Origin of the sequence: Microvirga lenta (genome assembly GCF_020532555.1) — a bacterium.
Taxonomy (GTDB): Bacteria; Pseudomonadota; Alphaproteobacteria; order Rhizobiales; family Beijerinckiaceae; genus Microvirga; species Microvirga lenta.
On the sequence record NZ_JAJBBR010000002.1, the window covers coordinates 343,540 to 363,403 of the forward strand.

Sequence of the window (19,864 nt, forward strand, 5' to 3'; positions counted from 1 at the left end):
CCGGAGAACGTCATGAGCCTGAAGCCCGCCGACCCCGTGCCCTTCAACCCACCTTATGCGGAGGCCGACGAGGCCATCGCCGCCCGCCTCCTCGCCGGCTCGCGCCTGTCGGCGGAGCGGGAGAAGCGGATCGACCACCGCGCCACGCGCCTGATCGAGGCGATCCGCGCCAAGGGCGGGGGCCTGGGCGGCGTCGAGGAGATGCTGCGGGAATACGCGCTCTCCACCAAGGAGGGGCTTGCGCTGATGGTGCTGGCCGAGGCGCTGCTGCGGGTGCCCGACGCCGCCACCGCCGACCGGTTGATCGAGGACAAGCTGGGACAGGGCAATTTCGCCGGTCACGAGGCGAAGTCCGACGCCTTCCTCGTCTCGGCCTCCGCGTGGGCGCTCGGCATCACCGCACGGGTGATCCAGCCGGGCGAGACGCCGGAAGGGATTTTGCGCCAGCTCACCAAGCGGCTTGGCCTCCCCGCCGTGCGCACGGCGACACGCCAAGCCATGCGGGTGATGGGCAACCACTTCGTGCTCGGCCAGACCATCGAGGAGGCCCTGAAGCGGGCCGGGTCTGCCAAGGGCCGGATCTATCGCTATTCCTTCGACATGCTGGGCGAAGGCGCCCGCACGGCGGAGGACGCGCGGCGCTACTACGACTCCTATGCCTCCGCCATCGACGCCATCGGCCGCTCCGCGGGCAACGAGCCGCTGCCGAACCGTCCGGGGATCTCGGTCAAGCTGTCCGCGCTCCACCCGCGCTATGAGGCCACGAGCCGCGAGCGGGTCATGCGCGAGCTCGTGCCCCTCGTGGTCGAGCTGGCGCAAAAGGCGAAGTCCTACGACCTCAACTTCACCATCGACGCCGAGGAGGCGGATCGTCTCGAATTGTCTCTGGAGGTCATCGAGGCCGTCCTGGCCGATCCGTCGCTGGCCGGCTGGAGCGGCTTCGGCCTGGCGATCCAGGGCTATCAGAAGCGCGCCGGCGCCGTGATCGACGCCATCGCGGCCATGGCCGAGCGCTATGACCGGCAGATGATGGTGCGCCTCGTGAAGGGCGCCTATTGGGACACCGAGGTGAAGCGCGCCCAGGAGCGGGGGCTCGACGATTATCCGGTCTTCACCCGCAAGGCGATGACGGATCTCAACTACATGGCGTGCGCCGAGAAGCTGCTGGCGCTTCGCCCGCGCATCTATCCGCAATTCGCCACCCACAACGCCCTGACCGTGGCCTCGATCATCGAGCGGGCCGGCGGTCGCGACGGCTACGAGTTCCAGCGCCTGCACGGCATGGGCGAGGCGCTCTATGGGCGCCTGCTCGAAGACGAGCCGGGCCTCGCCTGCCGGGCCTATGCGCCGGTCGGCGGCCACCGGGATCTCCTGGCCTATCTGGTGCGGCGCCTGCTGGAGAACGGGGCGAATTCGTCCTTCGTGTCGGTGGCGGCGGACCCGTCCGTGCCGGTCGAATCGCTCCTCAAGCGCCCGGCCGACATCATCGTATCCGCCGATCATGCCCGGCACCCGAAACTGCCGCTGCCCCGCGACCTCTATGGCCCGGAGCGCGCCAACTCGAAGGGCGTGGAATTCGGCCACCAGGCCGCTCTCGATGCCCTGCTCGCCGAGATCGCCAAGGGGGCACGGCAGACCTACAGGGCGGAGCCGCTGATCGACGGCAGGGCCGCTTCCGGCGAGACGCGCCCGGTGGTGAGCCCCATCGACGGCACGACTATCGTCGGGCAGGTGGTCGAGGCCTCGCCCGAGACCGCCGACAGGGCGATGGCTGCCGCAGGGGCCGGGTTCCCCGCCTGGAGCCGCACGGATGCGCCGGCTCGGGCGAAGGCCCTGATGCGCGCGGCCGATCTGCTGGAGGCCCGCCGCGGCGCCCTGCTCCATCTGTTGCAGACGGAGGCCGGCAAAACCCTCGACGACGCTCTGTCGGAGGTGCGCGAGGCGGTGGATTTCTGCCGCTATTACGCGGTTCAGGGCCGCTCACTCTTCGGGCCCGGCGAGGCGATGCCCGGCCCCACGGGAGAAAGCAACGTGCTGCGCCTGCGCGGGCGCGGAGTGTTCGTGGCGATCTCGCCCTGGAACTTCCCTCTGGCCATCTTCCTCGGGCAGGTGACGGCCGCCCTCATGGCGGGCAATGCGGTGGTGGCGAAGCCTGCCGAGCAGACGCCCCTGATCGCCGATTTGGCCGTGCGGATCCTGCACGAGGCGGGAATTCCGAAAACGGCGCTTCATCTGGTGCCGGGCGACGGCCGCGTCGGCGCGCGCCTCGTGGAGCACAGGGATGTCGCGGGCGTGGTCTTCACCGGCTCGACCGAGGTGGCGCGGATCATCAACCGGACCCTCGCCGGCAAGGACGCGGCCATCGTGCCGCTGATCGCCGAGACCGGCGGCATCAACGCCATGATCGTCGATGCCACGGCTCTTCCCGAGCAGGTGGCCGACGACGTGACGATGTCGGCCTTCCGGTCCGCCGGGCAGCGCTGCTCGGCCCTGCGCCTGCTTTGCGTGCAGGAGGACGTGGCCGACCGCATGATCGAGATGATCGCCGGCAGCGCCCGCGAGCTGAAGCTCGCCGATCCCCGTGAGATCTCCACCCATATCGGACCGGTCATCGACCGGGAGGCGAAGGAGAAGCTGGAAGCCCACGTGAACGCCATGAAGCGCGCCGCGAAGGTGCATTATGCTGGCGAAGCGCCGGCTGCCGGCACCTATGTGGCGCCGCACATCTTCGAGCTGAACAAGCCGCACGACCTGGCGGAGGAGGTGTTCGGTCCGGTCCTGCATGTGGTCCGCTACAAGGCGGGCCGCCTCGCCGAGGTTCTCGATGCCATCGACGCCTCGGGATACGGACTGACGCTCGGCGTCCATTCGCGCATCGATGCCACCGTCGAGCAGGTGGTCGAGCGCCTGTCGGTCGGCAACGTCTACGTGAACCGCAACATGATCGGCGCGGTGGTGGGCGTGCAGCCTTTCGGCGGGCACGGCCTGTCGGGCACGGGCCCGAAGGCGGGCGGGCCGCACTACCTTTTGCGCTTCGCCACCGAGCAGACCGTGACGATCAACACGGCGGCGGCGGGGGGCAACGCCAACCTGATCGCGATGGGGGAGTAGCCCTCCCCCCTCAGGCCTTCGCGGGCGTGAAGGGACAGGTCCGGAGGTGCTCCCATGGGCCGCCCCGATAGCGCCAGAGGTGGAGGCCTTCCGCCTCGATGGTGAAGGGCGTAAACGCGGCCTGGAGGCGCGTGAGCAGCGCGCGGGCCTGCTCGGGATCCACCTTGTTCTGGACCGTGATGTGCGGTTGGTGCTTCTGGCGGTCCTGAAGGGTGAGCCAGAGGGCCCATTGCCTGGCGAGGCCGAGGCGGAGCTGCGCAAGCGTCGGAGACGCCAGGGTGTAGGCGACGCCGCGGCCGAGGGAGCGGAGGCCCGTGACCTCGAGCGGGAATGGCGGCTGAGCTGCGGCCGCTTCCGCGACGGCGGCCAGAACCGCACCTTCCTTGTCGGCCGGAAGCTTGTGGAAGAGCGTCAGGTGCGCCGGGATATGGTTTCGCTCGGGCGGAAAATGGCGCTGCCGCTGCGCCTGGAAGAAGGCGAAGGACGGCTCGTCGATGGCGAGCGTCAGAATGAGCGGCGCGTCGGGCGTCATGGCAAAGAAAAACCCGGCTGGGCCGGGTTGTTTCAGGATCAGAAGTTCAGGGCCGCCTTGGCCTCCCGCAGCTGGGCGACCGCCGATTCGGCCGCGTGCTTCGCGGCGGGATCGTTGGTGGCGTCGTACTGCATCTCGGCCTGGAGGATCTCCCGGTCCAGGATTTCCTGGGTCAGCTCCTCGGCCGGCAGGGCGCGCTCGGCGAGGACGGTGAGGCCGTTCGGGTTCACGTCGGCGAAGCCGCCGCGCACCAGGACGCGCCGGCCGTTGCCGGGCGTGTCGGTGATGATGAGGAAGCCGGTCTTGAGGGTCGTCATCATCGGGGCGTGACCGGCCAGGACCGTCATCTCGCCGTCGGAGGCGGGCAGGATCACCGCGTCGACCTGGCCTGAGAACAGCACACGCTCAGGGGAGACGAGTTCGAAGTTGAAGGTCGCCATCTTAGCTCTTCGTCATCCTGTCCGCCGCGGGACGCGGCACGGGATTGCTTGGGGAGTTCGGTCGTCGGAGAACCCGGAGCGCGCGAGGCGCTCCGGGAATGTCTTGTGCAGGCTTATGCCGCTTCGGCGGCCAGGCGCTGGGCCTTCTCGACCGCTTCCTCGATGGTGCCGACCATGTAGAAGGCCGCCTCGGGAAGGTGGTCGTACTGGCCGTCGACCAGACCCTTGAAGCCCTTGATGGTGTCCTCGAGGGACACGAGCTTGCCGGGGGAGCCGGTGAAGACCTCGGCCACGTGGAACGGCTGGCTGAGGAAGCGCTCGATCTTGCGGGCGCGGGCCACGGTCAGCTTGTCCTCTTCCGAGAGCTCGTCCATGCCCAGGATCGCGATGATGTCCTGGAGCGACTTGTAGCGCTGCAGGGTCGACTGGACGCGGCGGGCCACCTCGTAGTGCTCCTCGCCGACGACGCGGGGGTCGAGCATGCGCGAGGTGGAGTCGAGCGGGTCCACGGCCGGGTAGATGCCCTTCTCGGCGATCGAACGCGACAGCACGGTCGTGGCGTCGAGGTGGGCGAAGGAGGTGGCCGGAGCCGGGTCGGTCAGGTCGTCGGCGGGCACGTAGATGGCCTGCACCGAGGTGATCGAGCCCTTGGTGGTGGTGGTGATGCGCTCCTGCAGGGCGCCCATGTCGGTCGACAGGGTCGGCTGGTAGCCCACGGCCGAAGGAATACGGCCGAGGAGCGCCGACACCTCGGAGCCCGCCTGGGTGAAGCGGAAGATGTTGTCCACGAAGAACAGCACGTCCTGGCCCTGGTCGCGGAAGTTCTCGGCGACGGTCAGTCCGGTGAGCGCGACGCGGGCGCGGGCGCCCGGAGGCTCGTTCATCTGGCCATAGACGAGGGCGCACTTGGACCCGGCGGCCGAACCGGCCTCGCGGGGATCCACGTTCACCTTCGACTCGATCATCTCGTGATAGAGGTCGTTGCCCTCGCGGGTGCGCTCGCCGACGCCGGCGAACACGGAGTAGCCGCCGTGGGCCTTCGCGACGTTGTTGATGAGCTCCATGATGAGCACGGTCTTGCCGACGCCCGCGCCGCCGAAGAGGCCGATCTTACCGCCCTTCGCGTAGGGAGCGAGCAGGTCGACGACCTTGATGCCCGTCACGAGGATCTGGCCCTCGGTGGACTGCTCGGCGTAGGACGGGGCCGGCTGGTGGATGGCGCGGAGGCTTTCGCCCTCGATCGGACCGGCTTCGTCCACCGGCTCGCCGATGACGTTCATGATGCGGCCGAGGGTGGCGGTGCCGACCGGAACCGAGATCGGGGCGCCCGTGTCCGTGACCTCCTGGCCGCGGACGAGGCCCTCGGAGGTGTCCATGGCGATGCAGCGGACGGTGTTCTCGCCGAGCTGCTGAGCCACTTCGAGCACCAGACGGCTGCCGCCGTTCGTCGTCTCGAGAGCGTTCAGGATCTCCGGCAGGTGGCCTTCGAACTGCACGTCGACGACGGCGCCGATGACCTGCGTAATGTGACCGGTCGCTTTACCGGCAGTGGTAGCGGTGTTGGCCATGATTGGCTCCTCTCGGATGTCGTCAGAGCGCCTCGGCGCCCGAGATGATTTCGATCAGTTCCTTGGTGATCATCGCCTGACGGGACCGGTTGTAGGTCATCGTCTGCTTCTTGATCATTTCGCCCGCGTTGCGGGTCGCATTGTCCATGGCGCTCATGCGCGCGCCCTGTTCGGAGGCGGCGTTTTCCAGGAGCGCGCGGAAGATCTGCACGGTCAGGTTCCGCGGCAGGAGCGTCTCCAGGATCTCGCCTTCCTCGGGCTCGTACTCGTAGACGGCGTCCGAGGCGGCGCCCGTGGCTTCGATCTGCGTCGGCACGATCTGCTGCGCGGTCGGGATCTGAGCGATGACGGAGCGGAACTGGGAGTAGAACAGGGTCGCCACGTCGAACTCGCCCTGCTCGAACAGGCCGAGCACCTTCTGGGCGATCATGTCCGCCTGTTCGAAGCCGATCTGGCGCACGGAGCGCAGGTCGACGAACTCGATGATCTGCTGGGAGAACTGGCGACGCAGGATGTCGTAGCCCTTCTTGCCGACGCAGATGATCTTGACCGTCTTGCCCTCGGCCATGAGCCGGGTGGCATGCTCGCGGGCGAGACGGGAGATGGAGGAGTTGAAGGCGCCGCAGAGCCCACGCTCCGCGGTGCACACGATCAGCAGGTGAACGCGGTCGGAACCGGTGCCGGCCAGGAGACGCGGCGTCTCGGGCCCGACGGTGATGCCGGACGCGAGGTTGCCGAGCACTTCGGCCATGCGCTGCGCGTAAGGACGCGCGGCTTCCGCCGCGGTCTGCGCACGGCGCAGCTTCGCGGCGGCCACCATCTGCATGGCCTTGGTGATCTTCTGCGTCGCCTTGACGGAGGCGATGCGGTTACGAAGGTCTTTTAAGCTCGGCATCGAGCGGCCCTACCCTCTCCGGTATCCCGGCTGGATCTTACGAGAACGACTTGGCGAAGGACTGGACGACGTCCTTGAGCTTCGCTTCCGTGTCGCTCGACAGGTCCTTCGAGGCACGGATGGACTCGAGGATGTCGGCGTGCTTGCCGCGCAGCAGGCTGAGGAGACCGTCCTCGAAGGCGCGCACCCGGTTGACCGGAAGCTGATCGAGGTAGCCGTTCACGCCGGCATAGATCACCGCGACCTGCTCTTCCATCTTCAGCGGCGAGAACTGCGGCTGCTTCAGGAGCTCGGTCAGGCGCGAGCCGCGGTTCAGCAGGCGCTGGGTCGTGGCGTCGAGGTCGGAGCCGAACTGGGCGAAGGCCGCCATCTCGCGGTACTGGGCCAGCTCGCCCTTGATCTTACCGGCGACCTTCTTCATCGCCTTCGTCTGGGCCGCGGAGCCCACGCGGGACACCGAGAGGCCGACGTTCACCGCCGGGCGGATGCCCTGGTAGAACAGGTCCGTCTCAAGGAAGATCTGACCGTCGGTGATCGAGATCACGTTGGTCGGGATGTAGGCCGACACGTCGTTGGCCTGGGTCTCGATGACCGGCAGGGCGGTGAGCGAGCCGGCGCCGTTGTCGTCGTTGAGCTTCGCGGCGCGCTCCAGCAGGCGAGAGTGCAGGTAGAACACGTCGCCCGGGTAGGCCTCGCGGCCCGGCGGACGGCGCAGAAGCAGCGACATCTGGCGATAGGCGACGGCCTGCTTGGAGAGGTCGTCGTACACGATCACGGCATGCATGCCGTTGTCGCGGAAGAACTCGCCCATGGCGCAGCCCGAGAAGGGAGCCAGGAACTGCATCGGGGCCGGGTCCGAGGCGGTGGCCGCGATGATGATGGAGTATTCCAGCGCGCCGTTCTCTTCGAGCGCCTTCACGAACTGGGCCACCGTGGAGCGCTTCTGACCGACGGCCACGTAGACGCAGTACAGCTTCTGCGACTCATCGTTGCCCTGGTTCAGCGGCTTCTGGTTCAGGATCGTGTCGAGGGCGATGGCGGTCTTGCCGGTCTGGCGGTCGCCGATGATCAGCTCGCGCTGGCCGCGTCCGACCGGGATGAGGGCGTCGATGGCCTTGAGGCCGGTCGCCATCGGCTCGTGCACCGACTTGCGCGGAATGATGCCCGGGGCCTTCACGTCCACGCGGCGGCGCTCGGTCGACTGGATCGGGCCCTTGCCGTCGATCGGGTTGCCGAGGGCGTCGACGACACGGCCGAGCAGGCCCTTGCCGACCGGCACGTCCACGATGGCGCCCGTGCGCTTCACGGTCTGGCCTTCGGCGATCTCGCGGTCGGAACCGAAGATCACGACGCCGACGTTGTCGGTCTCGAGGTTGAGGGCCATGCCACGCACGCCGCTCTCGAATTCGACCATCTCGCCGGCCTGGACGTTGTCGAGACCGTAGCAACGGGCAATGCCGTCGCCGACGGACAGGACCTGACCGACTTCGGTGACCTCGGCCTCGGTGCCGAAGTTCTTGATCTGCTCTTTGAGGATCGCGGAGATCTCAGCGGCTCGAATGTCCATCAGCGGACCTCTTTCATCGCTAGACGAATGGAATTGAGTTTGGTGCGCACCGAGGCATCCACCATGCGGGAGCCCATCTTCACGATGAGGCCGCCGATGAGGCTCGGGTCGATCCTGACGTCGACGGAGACGTCAGCCTTGGCGACGTCGCGCAGCGCCGCCTTGATTTCGTTCATCACGCCGTCGGAAGGCGTCTCGGCGAGAATGACCTGCGCCCGGACGATGCCTTTCGCGTCCGAGACCCGATCCTGGTAGGCGCGGATCATGTCGGGAAGGGCGAAGAGGCGGCGCTTGGAGGCGACCAGCCGGATGAAGTTGCCGGCCAGGCCGGAAATGCCGGCCCGGTTCAGAATGGCATCGACGGCGCCCGACTGTTCTTCCGCCGTGAAGATGGGGTTGCGGATCAGGCGCTGCAAGTCCTCGCTGCCCTGGATCAGCTCGTTGAAGCGGCCGAGGTCGTCGGCAACGGCATCGACGGCATTCGATTCCCGAGCGAGCTCGAAGAGCGCCGTGGCGTAGCGTAAGGCTACGCCCGACAGGAGAGGTCCTTCATTCGAACCGCTTTGCGCCACGTCAATCGTCTCTCTCAAATCCTAAGGGTCTCAAACCGGCAGTCCGTTGGGGGCTGTCGGGAAACCCGTCAGGTCGGTGGAAATGAGCCAAAGCGGGACGTCTCTCCGCCCGTCAGGCGGGGGTGCACTAGCATGGGTTTTCCGCAGGCGCAAGGAGAGCTAGGCCCGGTGCGGCCGAACAGTTCGGGGAAGAGCCCGAACGGCCGCCGGAAGGACTCACAACTCGAGCGTTGCGATCTCGCAATTCCGCAGATGCCGGCCGGTCAGGTGATAGAAGAACATTCCGTGCCCGACGACGGCGATCAGGCACTCCGGGCGCTCCGCCAGCCAGGAGCGGAACCGGTCCACCCTCTCGACCAGAACCTCCTCCGGCTCGACCACGATGCCCCGCTCGTCGGCCTCGCCCGACTTGTGCCACCAGACCTCGTCGAGGTGGTCGAAGGCGAGGCCGGGAAAGTCCTCCATCAGGGCGAGCGGCGAGCGGCCGACATCGCAGCTGTTGCCCAGATGCTCCCGGTGGAGGCACTCGACCCGGATGAGGGAAGCCGAGGGATGATCCCGGAAGAGGCCGAGCGTGGTCTGGATCGCCCGGGTCAGGGGCGAGGTGACGATGAGCTCGTAGGGCACGTCCCGCACATGCGCCGCCGCCTCCGCCACCTGCCGGTGCCCGAGCTCGGAAAGCGTCGCGTCGAAATGGAGCGGATCTGTTCTTTCGAGCTCGTAATGGGCGTTGAAGGTGGATTGCCCGTGGCGGATGCAGTGAATGGTCTTGGTCATGGCGCTCTCGGAAAAATTCTCGTTCATAGGAAGCTCTGCGGGTCGACGTCGATCGCCACCTTCGTGTTGCCCCTGACCTTGGGGCAGCGGGACATCCAGTCGCGTAGGTAGGCCTGGAGGTCGACCTCCCGCTCCGTCTTGACGAGGAGCCGGTAGCGGTAGCGTCCCCGGATCAGGGCGAGCGGCGCCTCGGCGGGGCCGAGGACCGTCACGCCGGGCGGAGGTTCCGCCACCAGCGCCATGGCGCGGGCATGGGCCTCGGCCGCCTCGCGCTCGGCCGCCGACACGATGAGGGAGGCGAGCCGGCCGAAGGGCGGGAGCCCGGCCATTTCCCGGACGCGGATCTCCTCCTCGTAGAAGCGCTCCGCATCGCCGGACACGAGGGCGGCGATCACCGGATGGTCCGGCTGCCAGGTCTGGACCAGGGCCCGCCCCGGCTTCTCGCCGCGGCCGGCGCGGCCGGTCACCTGCTGGAGCATCTGGAAGGTGCGCTCCGCCGCCCGGGGGTCGCCGGAGGTGAGGCCGATATCGGCATCGAGCACCCCGACGAGGGTCATGAGCGGGAAATTGTGCCCTTTGGCCACGAGCTGGGTACCGATGACGATGTCGAACTCCCCCGCCGCGATGGCCGCGAGCTCCGTGCGCAGGCGCTCGGTGCCGCCGGGCATGTCGCTCGACAGGACGATGCAGCGCTTGTCCGGAAAGATCTCGGCCACCTCCTCGGCGATGCGCTCGACGCCCGGACCGCAGGGCACCAGCGAATCGACGCTGCCGCAGGAGATGCAGGCCTGCGGCGTCCGCTCCACATGGCCGCAATGATGGCAGACGAGGGCGCGGCGGAACCGGTGCTCCACGAGCCAGGCCGAGCAGTTGGGGCACTCGTAGCGGTGAGCGCAGGCGCGGCACAGGGTGAGCGGCGCATAGCCCCGGCGATTGAGGAAGAGCAGCACCTGCTCGCCCCGGCCCAGGGTGTCCTCGATCGAGAGGTTCAGGGTCGGCGAGAGCCAGCGGCCTTTCGGGATCGTCTCCCGCCTCAGGTCCACGGCCCGGATCTGCGGCATCTGCCGCCCGCCGAAGCGCTCCGGCAGCCGCACGTGCCGGTACCGTCCGCGCTGCACGTTGACCCGGCTCTCGATGGAGGGCGTCGCGGAGGCGAGCACCACGGGGGCGTTCTCGATCCGCCCGCGGACCACCGCCATGTCCCGGGCGTGATAATGGACCCCGTCGTCCTGCTTGTAGGCGGTCTCGTGCTCCTCATCGACCACGATGAGGCCGAGATCGGCATAGGGCAGGAAGAGGGCGGAGCGCGCCCCCGCCACGACCTTCGCCTCCCCCGAGGCGATGGCGCCGTAGAGGCGTTCCCGCTTGCGGCCGGTGATTCCCGAATGCCAAGTCGCCGGCTTCACGCCGAAACGGGCGGCGAATCGGTCGAGGAACTGGGCGGTGAGCGCGATTTCCGGCATCAGGATCAGCGCCTGCCGTCCCTGGCGCACGGTTTCGGCCACGGCCTCGAAATAGACCTCCGTCTTGCCGGAGCCGGTGACGCCTTCGAGGAGGGTGACGGGCGGATGCTCCTCGGCCATGGAGGCTATCAGCGCCGCCGCCGCCTCGCTCTGGCCGTCCGAGAGACCCGCCTCGCGGAAGTCAGGATCTGGAGCCTCGGCAATCAGCTCCTGCAGCAGGGCGACGGTCTCCAGGGTCCCTTCATCGATGAGGCCGTCGACGACGCCGGCGCTGACGCCGGCCATGTGGGCCAGTTCGCTCTTGAGCCTGACGACGCCGTCCTGTGCCGCCTCGATGACCTTCTGGCGCGCGGGCGTCATGCGCTTGGGCAGCCGGTCGGCCAGCTTCACGCCGACGCGGACGACCTCCGGCCGCTCCCCGTCCACGAGCTTGAGGCCCATGGCGAGGGCCGAGCCCTTCGGAGCCAGGGTGTACCAGGCCACCCAATCCAGGAATTTCCGCATCTTCGGCGACAGGGCGGGCGCCTCGATGAGGCCGGTCACCTTCTTGAAATTGGCGCCCTGCCCTTCGCGCAGGCTCCAGACCACCCCGGCCACCTCGCGGGTGGCCAGCGGCACCTGCACCACATCGCCCTCCTTCAGGGCGAGGCCGTCCGGAACCGCGTAGCTGTAGGCCGTATCGAGCGCCAGCGGGATGAGGACATCGGCGATTCTTGAAACCATCAAGGTACGGATATGGGTGTGGTTTGCGACGAAGACGACGGAGCGGAGCTCATCTTTTTGAAGGCGAGCTTTGACCAGGTGACATCATTGCGTCCGAACATGTCCCCGGTGTCACGCCTTCCGAGCAGGGTCAGCCCGTGCCCATGAGCTTTGGCGATCAGTGGATCCACCGGCACCTCGAACATCCGTCGGCCTGCCGGGACGGTCCCGCGGCGGACCGACATCAGAACGATTCCCATCGGAGCCAGAAGCGACGAGATCCGCGAAAGGGCCCTGTCCTGTTCCCCGGTATCCAGGTGCATCCATACAGCCGTCATGAGGATCAGGTCGTAGAGACCGTCCTGAGCACGGACCTTCGAGAGCTCCGGAAGGGAATCGTCGAGCCACGAGATCTTAGGGTCCGGATGAAGGTGCTGGCCGTGCGCCCGCAACTCGGTCGTCGGTTCGACGGCCAGAACCTGGAACCCTCTTGCCGCGAGAGCTGCCGCGTCACGGCCGGTTCCGGCTCCGATGTCGAGTGCTCTGCCGGAACCGGGGATGAATTCCGTGAGGGGACCGTAGATCTCGTCGAAGGTCACGCTCTCGTATTGTTCCGCCAGGAAATCGGCCTGGTCGCCATAGCCGGCGGTCCCCGGGACCAGTCCTGTCGCGTCGGTCATTTCCCCTCCCCTGGGCAAAGCACGGTGACGGCGTTCAAGAAGCGTTAGTCCTGACGTCGTTATGCTCCGGCCTATCGAGGCCGTCTCCTCGCAACCTCATACAGCAGATCCTGGGCCGGTGGCAGACTCAAAACCTCAAGCGCAATTGACCGAACTCGCCCTGCCCGGCGCGGCGGATACCCGGCAGGAGGCCATGCAATGGCTGGCCTCCCTGGCCAAGGAGCGCCGCCTGTCGGCGAAGACCGTCGAGGCCTATTCCCGGGATCTGCGGCAGTTCCTGACGTTCCTGACGGGTCACCTCGGGGAGCCGCCGGGCGTGAAGGCGATTCTGGGGCTCAAGCCCCTCGACATTCGCTCTTTCCTGGCGGCCCGGCGCATGGAGGCGGTTCAGAGCCGCTCGCTCATGCGCCAGCTCGCCGCCCTGCGCTCCTTCGCGCGGCACCTGGAGCGGGAGGGGCACGGAACCGCCTCGGCCTTCGCGGCGATTCGCACCCCGAAGGTGGACAAGAACCTGCCGCGCCCCCTGTCCGCCTCGTCCGCCGTCGCGGTGACGGACACGGAGCTGCGGGCGGGCGGGGACCGGAAGCCCTGGATCCTCGCGCGGGATGCGGCCGTCCTGGCGCTGCTCTACGGGGCGGGCCTGCGCATCTCGGAGGCCCTCGGCCTTCAGCGCCGGGACGCACCGGTCCATGGCACCGATTCGATCACGGTGACGGGCAAGGGCGGCAAGATGCGCAGCGTGCCGGTAATTCCCGCGATTCAGCGGGCGGTGGAGGATTATCTGCACCTGTGCCCCTACGTTCTGGCGCCGGAAGGGCCGCTCTTCGTCGGTGCGCGCGGCGGGCCGCTGTCGCCCCGTATCATCCAGCTCGCGGTCGAGGAGCTTCGGGGAGCATTGGGCCTGCCGGACAGCGCGACACCGCACGCCCTGCGCCATTCCTTCGCGACGCACCTGCTGGCCCGGGGCGGCGACCTGCGCGGCATTCAGGAGCTCCTGGGCCACGCCTCGCTCTCGACAACCCAGCTCTACACGAAGGTGGATGCCACGCGGTTGATGGATGCCTTCGACGCGGCCCATCCCCGGGCGCGGACGAAGGGTTAGCCTCTACTCCGCCGCCACCGCCGGAACGAGCAGCTGCCGGGCGGCGGGCCCGATCTCGCCCGCGGTCCAGTGGGGCCTGCAGACGGAGACGTAGCGGCCCTCCCCGCCGATCTCGACCACCTCGCCCGAACGCACGGCCTCGCCGTTGCGGTCGTATTTGAGGATCATGGTCGCCTTGCGCCCGCAATGGCAGAGCTGCTTGATCTCCTGGAAATCGTCGGCGAGCGCCATGATGGTGGCGATGGCGTCGCTGAAGAGCGTGCCGTAAACGTTGTTCTTCAGCCCGTAGGCCATGACCGGGACCTTGAGCTCGTCGACGATCCAGGCGAGCTGACGGACCTGGTCCGCCGTCATGAACTGCACCTCGTCGATGAGCACCGCCGTGACCGGCCTTCTGGCGTGCTCGGCCGCCACGATGGCGTCGATGGCCTCATCCTTCCTCAACGGAATCGCATCGGCCTCGATGCCGATGCGAGACCTGACCTTGCCGACGCCGAAACGGTCGTCGATCAGGCTCGTGAACAGCAGCACGTGGCCGCCGTTCTCGATGTAGTTGTAGCGAACCTGCAGGAGATGGGTCGTCTTGCCTGCATTCATCACTGAGTAGAGGAAGTGGAGCTTGGCCATGCGCCGATCCTACATGTGGATCGCGCGCTTTTCGACGGCGAGCGCCGCTTCCTTCACAGCTTCCGCAAGCGTCGGGTGCGCATGGCAGGTCCGGGCCATGTCCTCGGAGGAGGCGCCGAACTCCATGGCGATGGCCGCCTCGTGGATGAGGTTGCCGGCTTCCGGACCGATGATGTGGACGCCCAGCACCTTGTCGGTGTTGGCGTCGGCCAGGATCTTCACGAAGCCGTCCGTGGTGCGGTTGACCTTGGCGCGGCCGTTGGCCGTGAAGGGGAACTTGCCGGCATTGAAGGCGATGCCCGCGCTCTTAAGCTCCTCTTCCGTCTTTCCGACCGAGGCGACCTCGGGGAAGGTGTAGACCACGCTCGGGATCACGTCGTAGTTCACGTGACCGGCCTTGCCGGCCAGGATCTCGGCCACGGCGACGCCCTCGTCCTCCGCCTTGTGGGCGAGCATGGGCCCCGCGATCACGTCGCCGATGGCATAGATGCCGGGAACGTTGGTGGCGAAATGGGCGTCCGTGACGATGCGGCCACGATTGTCCTTGGCGACGCCGGCCTCGTCGAGGCCGAGCCCTTCCGTGTAGGGCACGCGGCCGATGGCGACGAGCACCACGTCCGCCTCGATGGTTTCCGCATTGCCGCCGGCGGCGGGCTCGAAGGTGAGCGTCGCGCCCTTGCCGGTCTTCTCGACCTTCGTGACCTTGGCGCCGAGCTTGAACTGGAAGCCCTGCTTGCCGAGGATGCGCTGGAACTGCTTGGCCACTTCGGCATCCATGCCGGGCAGGATGCGGTCGAGATACTCGACCACCGTCACCTCGGCGCCGAGGCGGCGCCACACGGAGCCGAGCTCCAGGCCGATGACGCCCGCGCCGATGACCACGAGGCGCTTCGGCACGTTGTCCAGCTCGAGAGCGCCCGTGGAGGACACGACGACCTTCTCGTCGATCTCGATGCCCGGAAGGCGGGTGACGTCCGAACCGGTGGCGATGACCACGTTCTTGGTCTCGAGGGTCTGGGTGGAGCCGTCCTCGGCCTTCACCTCGACCTTGCCGGGAGCCGTGATGCGTCCGGTGCCCACGAAGGCGTCGATCTTGTTCTTCTTGAGCAGGAACTCGACGCCCTTGGTGTTGCCGTCGACGCCTTCCTGCTTGAAGGCCTGCATCTTCTTGAGGTCGAGGCTCGGGGCGCTCACGCCGATGCCGAGATCGGCGAAGTGGTCCCGCGCATCCTCGAACATGTGCGAGGCGTGCAGGAGCGCCTTGGAGGGGATGCAGCCCACATTCAGGCAGGTGCCGCCATGGGTCTTGCGCTTCTCGACGACGGCCGTCTTGAGGCCGAGCTGGGCGGCGCGGATGGCGCAGACATAGCCGCCGGGGCCGGTGCCGATGACGATGAGATCGTAGGACATTTCTTGTCTCCACTTAACGTCATGCCCGGACTTGATCCGGGCATCCACGTCTTGGCTCTGGGTTCGAAGGCGTGGAGGGCCGGGAGGAGCCCGGCCGCGACGCGAAAATTGATGGTCGGGCTTACAGGTCCAGGACGAGGCGCGCCGGATCTTCCAGCGCCTCCTTCACGCGGACCAGGAAGGTCACGGCCTCCTTGCCGTCGACGATGCGGTGATCGTAGGACAGCGCCAGATACATCATCGGGCGCACCACGATCTGGCCGTTCTTGACCACCGGACGGTCCTCGATGCGGTGCATGCCCAGGATGCCCGACTGGGGAGCGTTCAGGATCGGCGTCGACATCAGCGAGCCGTAGATGCCGCCGTTGGTGATGGTGAAGGTGCCGCCCTGCATCTCGTCGATGGAGAGCTTGCCGTCACGGGCGCGGCGGCCGAAATCGGCGATCTTCTTCTCGATGCCGGCGACCGAGAGGTCGTCCGCGTCCCGCACCACCGGAACCACGAGGCCCTTCTCGGTGCCGACGGCGATGCCGATGTGGTAGTAGTTCTTGTAGACGATGTCCTGACCGTCGATCTCGGCGTTGACCGCCGGAACGTCCTTGAGCGCCTGGATCACCGCCTTGGTGAAGAAGCCCATGAAACCGAGCTTGGTGCCGTGCTTCTTCTCGAACACGTCCTTGTACTGGCTGCGCAGCGACATGACCGCGCTCATGTCCACGTCGTTGAACGTGGTGAGCATGGCGGCGGTGTTCTGCGCGTCCTTCAGGCGGCGCGCGATGGTCTGGCGCAGCTTGGTCATGCGCACGCGCTCTTCACGCTCCGCGTCGGTCGGGGCGGAGGGTGCGCGCATCTGGGCCGGAGCGCTCGGGGCCTGGGCCGCCGCGCCGCCGGTGGCGATGGCCGCCAGCATGTCGCCCTTGGTCACGCGGCCGTCCTTGCCGGTGCCGGGGACCTGCGAGGGATCGACGCCGCTCTCGGCCGCGATGCGGCCGACGGCGGGACCGTGGTCCTTCGCGGCGCCCGGAGCTGCGGGAGCCGGGGCAGGAGCGGCCTTGGGCGCTTCGGTCTTCGGAGCATCCGCCTTGGGGGCAGCCGCCGGGGCAGCGGCAGCGCCGCCTTCCACGATGGAGCCCAGCACGGCGCCGGGGGTGACCGTCTCGCCGTCCTTGGCCAGGATATCGCCGAGGGTGCCGCTCGCCGGGGCGTTCACCTCGAGGGTCACCTTGTCGGTTTCGAGCTCGAGAACGGGCTCGTCGGCCTTGACGGCTTCGCCGGGCTTCTTGAACCAGCGGCCGATGGTGGCCTCTGAGACGGATTCACCAAGGGTGGGTACGCGGATTTCGGTCGCCATGATCGTCTTATCGCTTCGGGGGCTTTCGCCCGTTGAAAAGGTTTGAGGCAATTCGCGGCGTTCAGGCCGCGAACGCCTCGTCGAGGAATGCCTGGAGCTGAGCCTGGTGCTTGGACATCAGGCCGGTGGCGGTGGCGGCGGAGGCGGCGCGGCCCACGTAGCGGGGACGGTCCACCTTGCTGCCTGCGGTCTTGAGAACCCATTCGAGATAGGGCTCGACGAAGGTCCAGGAGCCCATGTTCTTCGGCTCTTCCTGGCACCACACCACGTCGGCCTTCTTGAAGCGGGCGAGCTCCGCCGCCAGCGACTTCGCCGGGAACGGATAGAGCTGCTCGACGCGCATCAGGTAGACGTCGTCGATGCCGCGCTTCTCGCGTTCCTCGAACAGGTCGTAATAGACCTTGCCCGTGCAGATCACCACGCGCCGGATCTTGTCGTCCTTGACGAGCTTGACGCCCTCGGCCTGGCGCTGCGCATCGTCGTGCAGAACCCGGTGGAACGAGGTGCCCTCCGCGATATCGTCGAGGCGCGAGACGCAGCGCTTGTGGCGCAGCAGCGACTTCGGCGTCATCAGGATCAGCGGCTTGCGGAACTCGCGCTTGAGCTGACGGCGCAGGACGTGGAAGTAGTTCGACGGGGTCGAGCAGTAGGCGACCTGCATGTTGTCCTCGGCGCACATCTGCAGCCAGCGCTCGAGGCGGGCCGAGGAGTGCTCGGGACCCTGGCCTTCGTAGCCGTGCGGCAGGAGGCAGACGAGGCCCGACATGCGCAGCCACTTGCGCTCGCCCGACGAGATGAACTGGTCGAACACCACCTGGGCGCCGTTGGCGAAGTCGCCGAACTGGGCTTCCCACAGGGTCAGGGCATTCGGCTCGGAGAGGGTGTAGCCGTACTCGAAGCCGAGCACCGCCTCCTCGGAGAGCATCGAGTTGATGACCTCGTAGCGGGCCTGATCCTCGCGGATGTGGTTGAGAGGCGTGTAGCGCTCCTCGTTCTCCTGGTCGGTAAGGACCGAGTGGCGCTGCGAGAAGGTGCCGCGCTCCACGTCCTGGCCGGACAGGCGGACCCGGTGCCCTTCCAGCAGGAGCGAGCCGAAGGCGAGCGCCTCGGCCATGGCCCAGTCGAGCCCCTCGCCGGTCTCCATCATCTTCTTGCGGTTGTCGAGGAAGCGCTGGATCGTGCGGTGGACGTGGAAGCCCTCCGGCACGGAGGTGAGCGCCTTCGCGATGTCCTTCAGGGTCTCGACGGAAACGCCGGTCTGGCCGCGACGCGGATCGTCCATGTCCTCGCGCACCGCCTTGAGGCCGGCCCAGCGGCCGTCGAGCCAGTCCGCCTTGTTGGGCTTGTAGCTGGAAGCGATGTCGAACTCGGTGTCGAGCTTGGAGCGCCAGGCGCTCCTCATCTCGTCGAACTCGGCCTGCGTCACGGTTCCGTCGGCGAGGAGCTTCTGGGAATAGAGCTCCACGATCGACGGGTGCGACCGGATCTTGCGGTACATGAGCGGCTGGGTGAAGGACGGCTCGTCGCCCTCGTTATGGCCGAAGCGACGGTAGCAGAACATGTCGATCACGACAGGCTTCTGGAACTTCTGCCGATACTCGGTCGCGACCTTCGCGGCGAAGACCACGGCCTCCGGATCGTCGCCGTTCACGTGGAAGATCGGCGCCTCGACCATCTTCGCCACGTCCGACGGATAGGGCGAGGAACGGGAGAAGCGCGGATCGGTGGTGAAGCCGATCTGGTTGTTGATGATGAAGTGGATCGAGCCGCCCGTGCGGTGCCCGCGCAGGCCCGAAAGCCCGAGGCACTCGGCGACCACGCCCTGGCCCGCGAAGGCCGCGTCGCCGTGGATGAGCAGCGGCATGACCGGGGTGCGGTTCTCCGGCGTGCAGCCGTGCTGGTCCTGCTTGGCGCGGACCTTTCCGAGCACCACCGGGTCGACGATCTCGAGGTGCGACGGGTTGGCGGTGAGCGAGAGGTGGACGTTGTTGCCGTCGAAGGTGCGGTCGGAGGACGCGCCCAGATGGTACTTCACGTCGCCGGAGCCCTCCACGTCGTCGGGCGCGAAGGAACCGCCCTTGAACTCGTGGAACAGGGCGCGGTGCGGCTTGCCCATGACCTGGGTCAGCACGTTGAGGCGGCCGCGATGGGCCATGCCGAGCACGATCTCCTTCACGCCGAGATTGCCGCCGCGCTTGATGATCTGCTCGAGCGCCGGAATCAGCGACTCGCCGCCGTCGAGGCCGAAGCGCTTGGTGCCGGTGTATTTCAGGTCGAGGAACTTCTCGAAGCCTTCGGCCTCCACGAGCTTGTTGAGGATGGCGCGCTTGCCCTCCTTCGTGAAGGTGATCTCCTTGTCCGGCCCCTCGATGCGCTCCTGGAGCCACGCCTTCTCGACGGGGTCGGAGATGTGCATGAACTCGACGCCGAGGGTGTGGCAGTAGGTGCGCTCCAGGATTCCGACGATCTCGCGGATCGTGCCGAATTCGAGGCCGAGCACGTTGTCGAGGAAGATCTTGCGGTCCCAGTCGGCCTCCGTGAAGCCGTAATGGGACGGATGCAGCTCCTGATCGTTCGGGCGCGGATTGATGTCGAGCGGGTCGAGCTTGGCGTGCAGGTGGCCGCGCACGCGATAGGCGCGGATCAGCATGATGGCACGCACGGAGTCGCGGGTCGCCTGCTGCACGTCGGCCTGGCTGATCTCGGCGCCCTTGGCCTGAGCCTTCGCCTTGATCTTGTCGCCGACCGCCTTCTCGACCTGGGCCCAATTGCCGTCGAGGGCGGAGACGAGCTCGCCGTTGGCCGGGATGGGCCAGTTGGGCCGCTTCCAGGACGCGCCGCGGGCGTTCTTCTCGACCGCCTGCTTGTCGTCCTTCAATGCGCCGAAGAAAGCCTGCCACTCGGCGTCCACCGAAGATGGATCCTTCTCGTAGCGGGCATAGAGATCCTCGATGTAGGGCGCGTTCGCCCCATAGAGGAAAGCGGTGTTGAGGAACGTTTCGTTGGCGTCCTGGCGTGCCATGGCAATGCTCGATTCAAATGTGCGAATTGGCCGCCTCGGCCTTGC

At 67.4% G+C, this 19,864-nt stretch carries 15 protein-coding genes; 2 read left to right on the forward strand and 13 right to left on the reverse strand.

The window, feature by feature from the left end:
* Positions 1 to 12 precede the first annotated feature (12 nt).
* On the forward strand, positions 13 to 3,111 hold the full coding sequence (putA, locus tag LGR44_RS04630) for a bifunctional proline dehydrogenase/L-glutamate gamma-semialdehyde dehydrogenase PutA (protein WP_226737739.1): 3,099 nt from the start codon (positions 13 to 15) through the stop codon (positions 3,109 to 3,111).
* A gap of 10 nt (positions 3,112 to 3,121) precedes the next feature.
* Here the strand turns inward: putA and LGR44_RS04635 are convergent, their stop codons facing one another.
* From LGR44_RS04635 to LGR44_RS04675, 9 genes are all read right to left on the reverse strand, one after another.
* Entirely contained in the window at positions 3,122 to 3,643 is a 522-nt protein-coding gene (locus LGR44_RS04635; RefSeq protein ID WP_226737741.1) for a 2'-5' RNA ligase family protein, read from the reverse strand.
* Between the two features lie 38 nt (positions 3,644 to 3,681).
* Complete coding sequence (locus LGR44_RS04640) at positions 3,682 to 4,083, reverse strand: F0F1 ATP synthase subunit epsilon (protein WP_226737742.1); 402 nt, start codon at positions 4,081 to 4,083, stop codon at positions 3,682 to 3,684.
* 113 nt (positions 4,084 to 4,196) lie between these two features.
* A complete protein-coding gene (gene atpD / locus LGR44_RS04645; RefSeq protein WP_226737744.1) occupies positions 4,197 to 5,651 on the reverse strand; it encodes a F0F1 ATP synthase subunit beta in 1,455 nt (484 codons plus the stop codon).
* A gap of 22 nt (positions 5,652 to 5,673) precedes the next feature.
* Complete coding sequence (locus tag LGR44_RS04650; protein WP_226737746.1) at positions 5,674 to 6,546, reverse strand: F0F1 ATP synthase subunit gamma; 873 nt, start codon at positions 6,544 to 6,546, stop codon at positions 5,674 to 5,676.
* A 37-nt stretch (positions 6,547 to 6,583) separates the two neighbouring features.
* Positions 6,584 to 8,113, reverse strand: coding sequence for a F0F1 ATP synthase subunit alpha (gene atpA, locus LGR44_RS04655; RefSeq protein ID WP_226737748.1), 1,530 nt, complete (start codon positions 8,111 to 8,113; stop codon positions 6,584 to 6,586).
* Entirely contained in the window at positions 8,113 to 8,685 is a 573-nt protein-coding gene (locus LGR44_RS04660; RefSeq protein ID WP_226737945.1) for a F0F1 ATP synthase subunit delta, read from the reverse strand. The genes atpA and LGR44_RS04660 overlap by 1 nt, the downstream gene beginning before the upstream one ends.
* Positions 8,686 to 8,901: 216 nt before the next feature.
* On the reverse strand, positions 8,902 to 9,462 hold the full coding sequence (locus LGR44_RS04665) for a histidine phosphatase family protein (RefSeq protein WP_226737751.1): 561 nt from the start codon (positions 9,460 to 9,462) through the stop codon (positions 8,902 to 8,904).
* Positions 9,463 to 9,485: 23 nt separating this feature from the next.
* Positions 9,486 to 11,648 (reverse strand): primosomal protein N', encoded by a 2,163-nt coding sequence (locus LGR44_RS04670; RefSeq protein ID WP_226737947.1) that lies wholly within the window; start codon positions 11,646 to 11,648, stop codon positions 9,486 to 9,488.
* Positions 11,648 to 12,307 carry a class I SAM-dependent methyltransferase gene (locus LGR44_RS04675; protein WP_226737753.1) on the reverse strand — a complete coding sequence of 220 codons (660 nt, stop codon included), beginning with the start codon at positions 12,305 to 12,307 and terminating at the stop codon, positions 11,648 to 11,650. The genes LGR44_RS04670 and LGR44_RS04675 overlap by 1 nt, the downstream gene beginning before the upstream one ends.
* 193 nt (positions 12,308 to 12,500) lie before the next feature.
* Between LGR44_RS04675 and LGR44_RS04680 the strand changes: the two genes are divergently transcribed.
* Complete coding sequence (locus LGR44_RS04680; protein ID WP_226737949.1) at positions 12,501 to 13,409, forward strand: tyrosine recombinase XerC; 909 nt, start codon at positions 12,501 to 12,503, stop codon at positions 13,407 to 13,409.
* Between the two features lie 3 nt (positions 13,410 to 13,412).
* On the opposite strand, the gene LGR44_RS04685 is transcribed toward LGR44_RS04680, so the two are convergent.
* From LGR44_RS04685 to LGR44_RS04700, 4 genes are all read right to left on the reverse strand, one after another.
* Positions 13,413 to 14,036 (reverse strand): thymidine kinase, encoded by a 624-nt coding sequence (locus LGR44_RS04685; protein ID WP_226737755.1) that lies wholly within the window; start codon positions 14,034 to 14,036, stop codon positions 13,413 to 13,415.
* Between the two features lie 9 nt (positions 14,037 to 14,045).
* The gene (gene lpdA, locus LGR44_RS04690) at positions 14,046 to 15,446 is read right to left on the reverse strand and encodes a dihydrolipoyl dehydrogenase (RefSeq protein ID WP_226737758.1); all 1,401 of its coding nucleotides are present in this window, start codon (positions 15,444 to 15,446) and stop codon (positions 14,046 to 14,048) included.
* Positions 15,447 to 15,567: 121 nt separating this feature from the next.
* Complete coding sequence (odhB, locus tag LGR44_RS04695) at positions 15,568 to 16,797, reverse strand: 2-oxoglutarate dehydrogenase complex dihydrolipoyllysine-residue succinyltransferase (protein ID WP_226737760.1); 1,230 nt, start codon at positions 16,795 to 16,797, stop codon at positions 15,568 to 15,570.
* Between the two features lie 61 nt (positions 16,798 to 16,858).
* On the reverse strand, positions 16,859 to 19,819 hold the full coding sequence (locus LGR44_RS04700; RefSeq protein WP_226737762.1) for a 2-oxoglutarate dehydrogenase E1 component: 2,961 nt from the start codon (positions 19,817 to 19,819) through the stop codon (positions 16,859 to 16,861).
* Positions 19,820 to 19,864: the final 45 nt, after the last annotated feature.

What these genes read in the sequence shown, in the direction of transcription:
- putA (WP_226737739.1), top strand. Translation starts at nt 13, where the DNA reads ATGAGCCTGAAGCCCGCCGACCCCGTGCCCTTCAACCCACCTTATGCG.
- LGR44_RS04635 (WP_226737741.1), bottom strand. Translation starts at nt 3,643, where the DNA reads ATGACGCCCGACGCGCCGCTCATTCTGACGCTCGCCATCGACGAGCCG.
- LGR44_RS04640 (WP_226737742.1), bottom strand. Translation starts at nt 4,083, where the DNA reads ATGGCGACCTTCAACTTCGAACTCGTCTCCCCTGAGCGTGTGCTGTTC.
- atpD (WP_226737744.1), bottom strand. Translation starts at nt 5,651, where the DNA reads ATGGCCAACACCGCTACCACTGCCGGTAAAGCGACCGGTCACATTACG.
- LGR44_RS04650 (WP_226737746.1), bottom strand. Translation starts at nt 6,546, where the DNA reads ATGCCGAGCTTAAAAGACCTTCGTAACCGCATCGCCTCCGTCAAGGCG.
- atpA (WP_226737748.1), bottom strand. Translation starts at nt 8,113, where the DNA reads ATGGACATTCGAGCCGCTGAGATCTCCGCGATCCTCAAAGAGCAGATC.
- LGR44_RS04665 (WP_226737751.1), bottom strand. Translation starts at nt 9,462, where the DNA reads ATGACCAAGACCATTCACTGCATCCGCCACGGGCAATCCACCTTCAAC.
- LGR44_RS04670 (WP_226737947.1), bottom strand. Translation starts at nt 11,648, where the DNA reads ATGGTTTCAAGAATCGCCGATGTCCTCATCCCGCTGGCGCTCGATACG.
- LGR44_RS04675 (WP_226737753.1), bottom strand. Translation starts at nt 12,307, where the DNA reads ATGACCGACGCGACAGGACTGGTCCCGGGGACCGCCGGCTATGGCGAC.
- LGR44_RS04680 (WP_226737949.1), top strand. Translation starts at nt 12,501, where the DNA reads ATGCAATGGCTGGCCTCCCTGGCCAAGGAGCGCCGCCTGTCGGCGAAG.
- LGR44_RS04685 (WP_226737755.1), bottom strand. Translation starts at nt 14,036, where the DNA reads ATGGCCAAGCTCCACTTCCTCTACTCAGTGATGAATGCAGGCAAGACG.
- lpdA (WP_226737758.1), bottom strand. Translation starts at nt 15,446, where the DNA reads ATGTCCTACGATCTCATCGTCATCGGCACCGGCCCCGGCGGCTATGTC.
- odhB (WP_226737760.1), bottom strand. Translation starts at nt 16,797, where the DNA reads ATGGCGACCGAAATCCGCGTACCCACCCTTGGTGAATCCGTCTCAGAG.
- LGR44_RS04700 (WP_226737762.1), bottom strand. Translation starts at nt 19,819, where the DNA reads ATGGCACGCCAGGACGCCAACGAAACGTTCCTCAACACCGCTTTCCTC.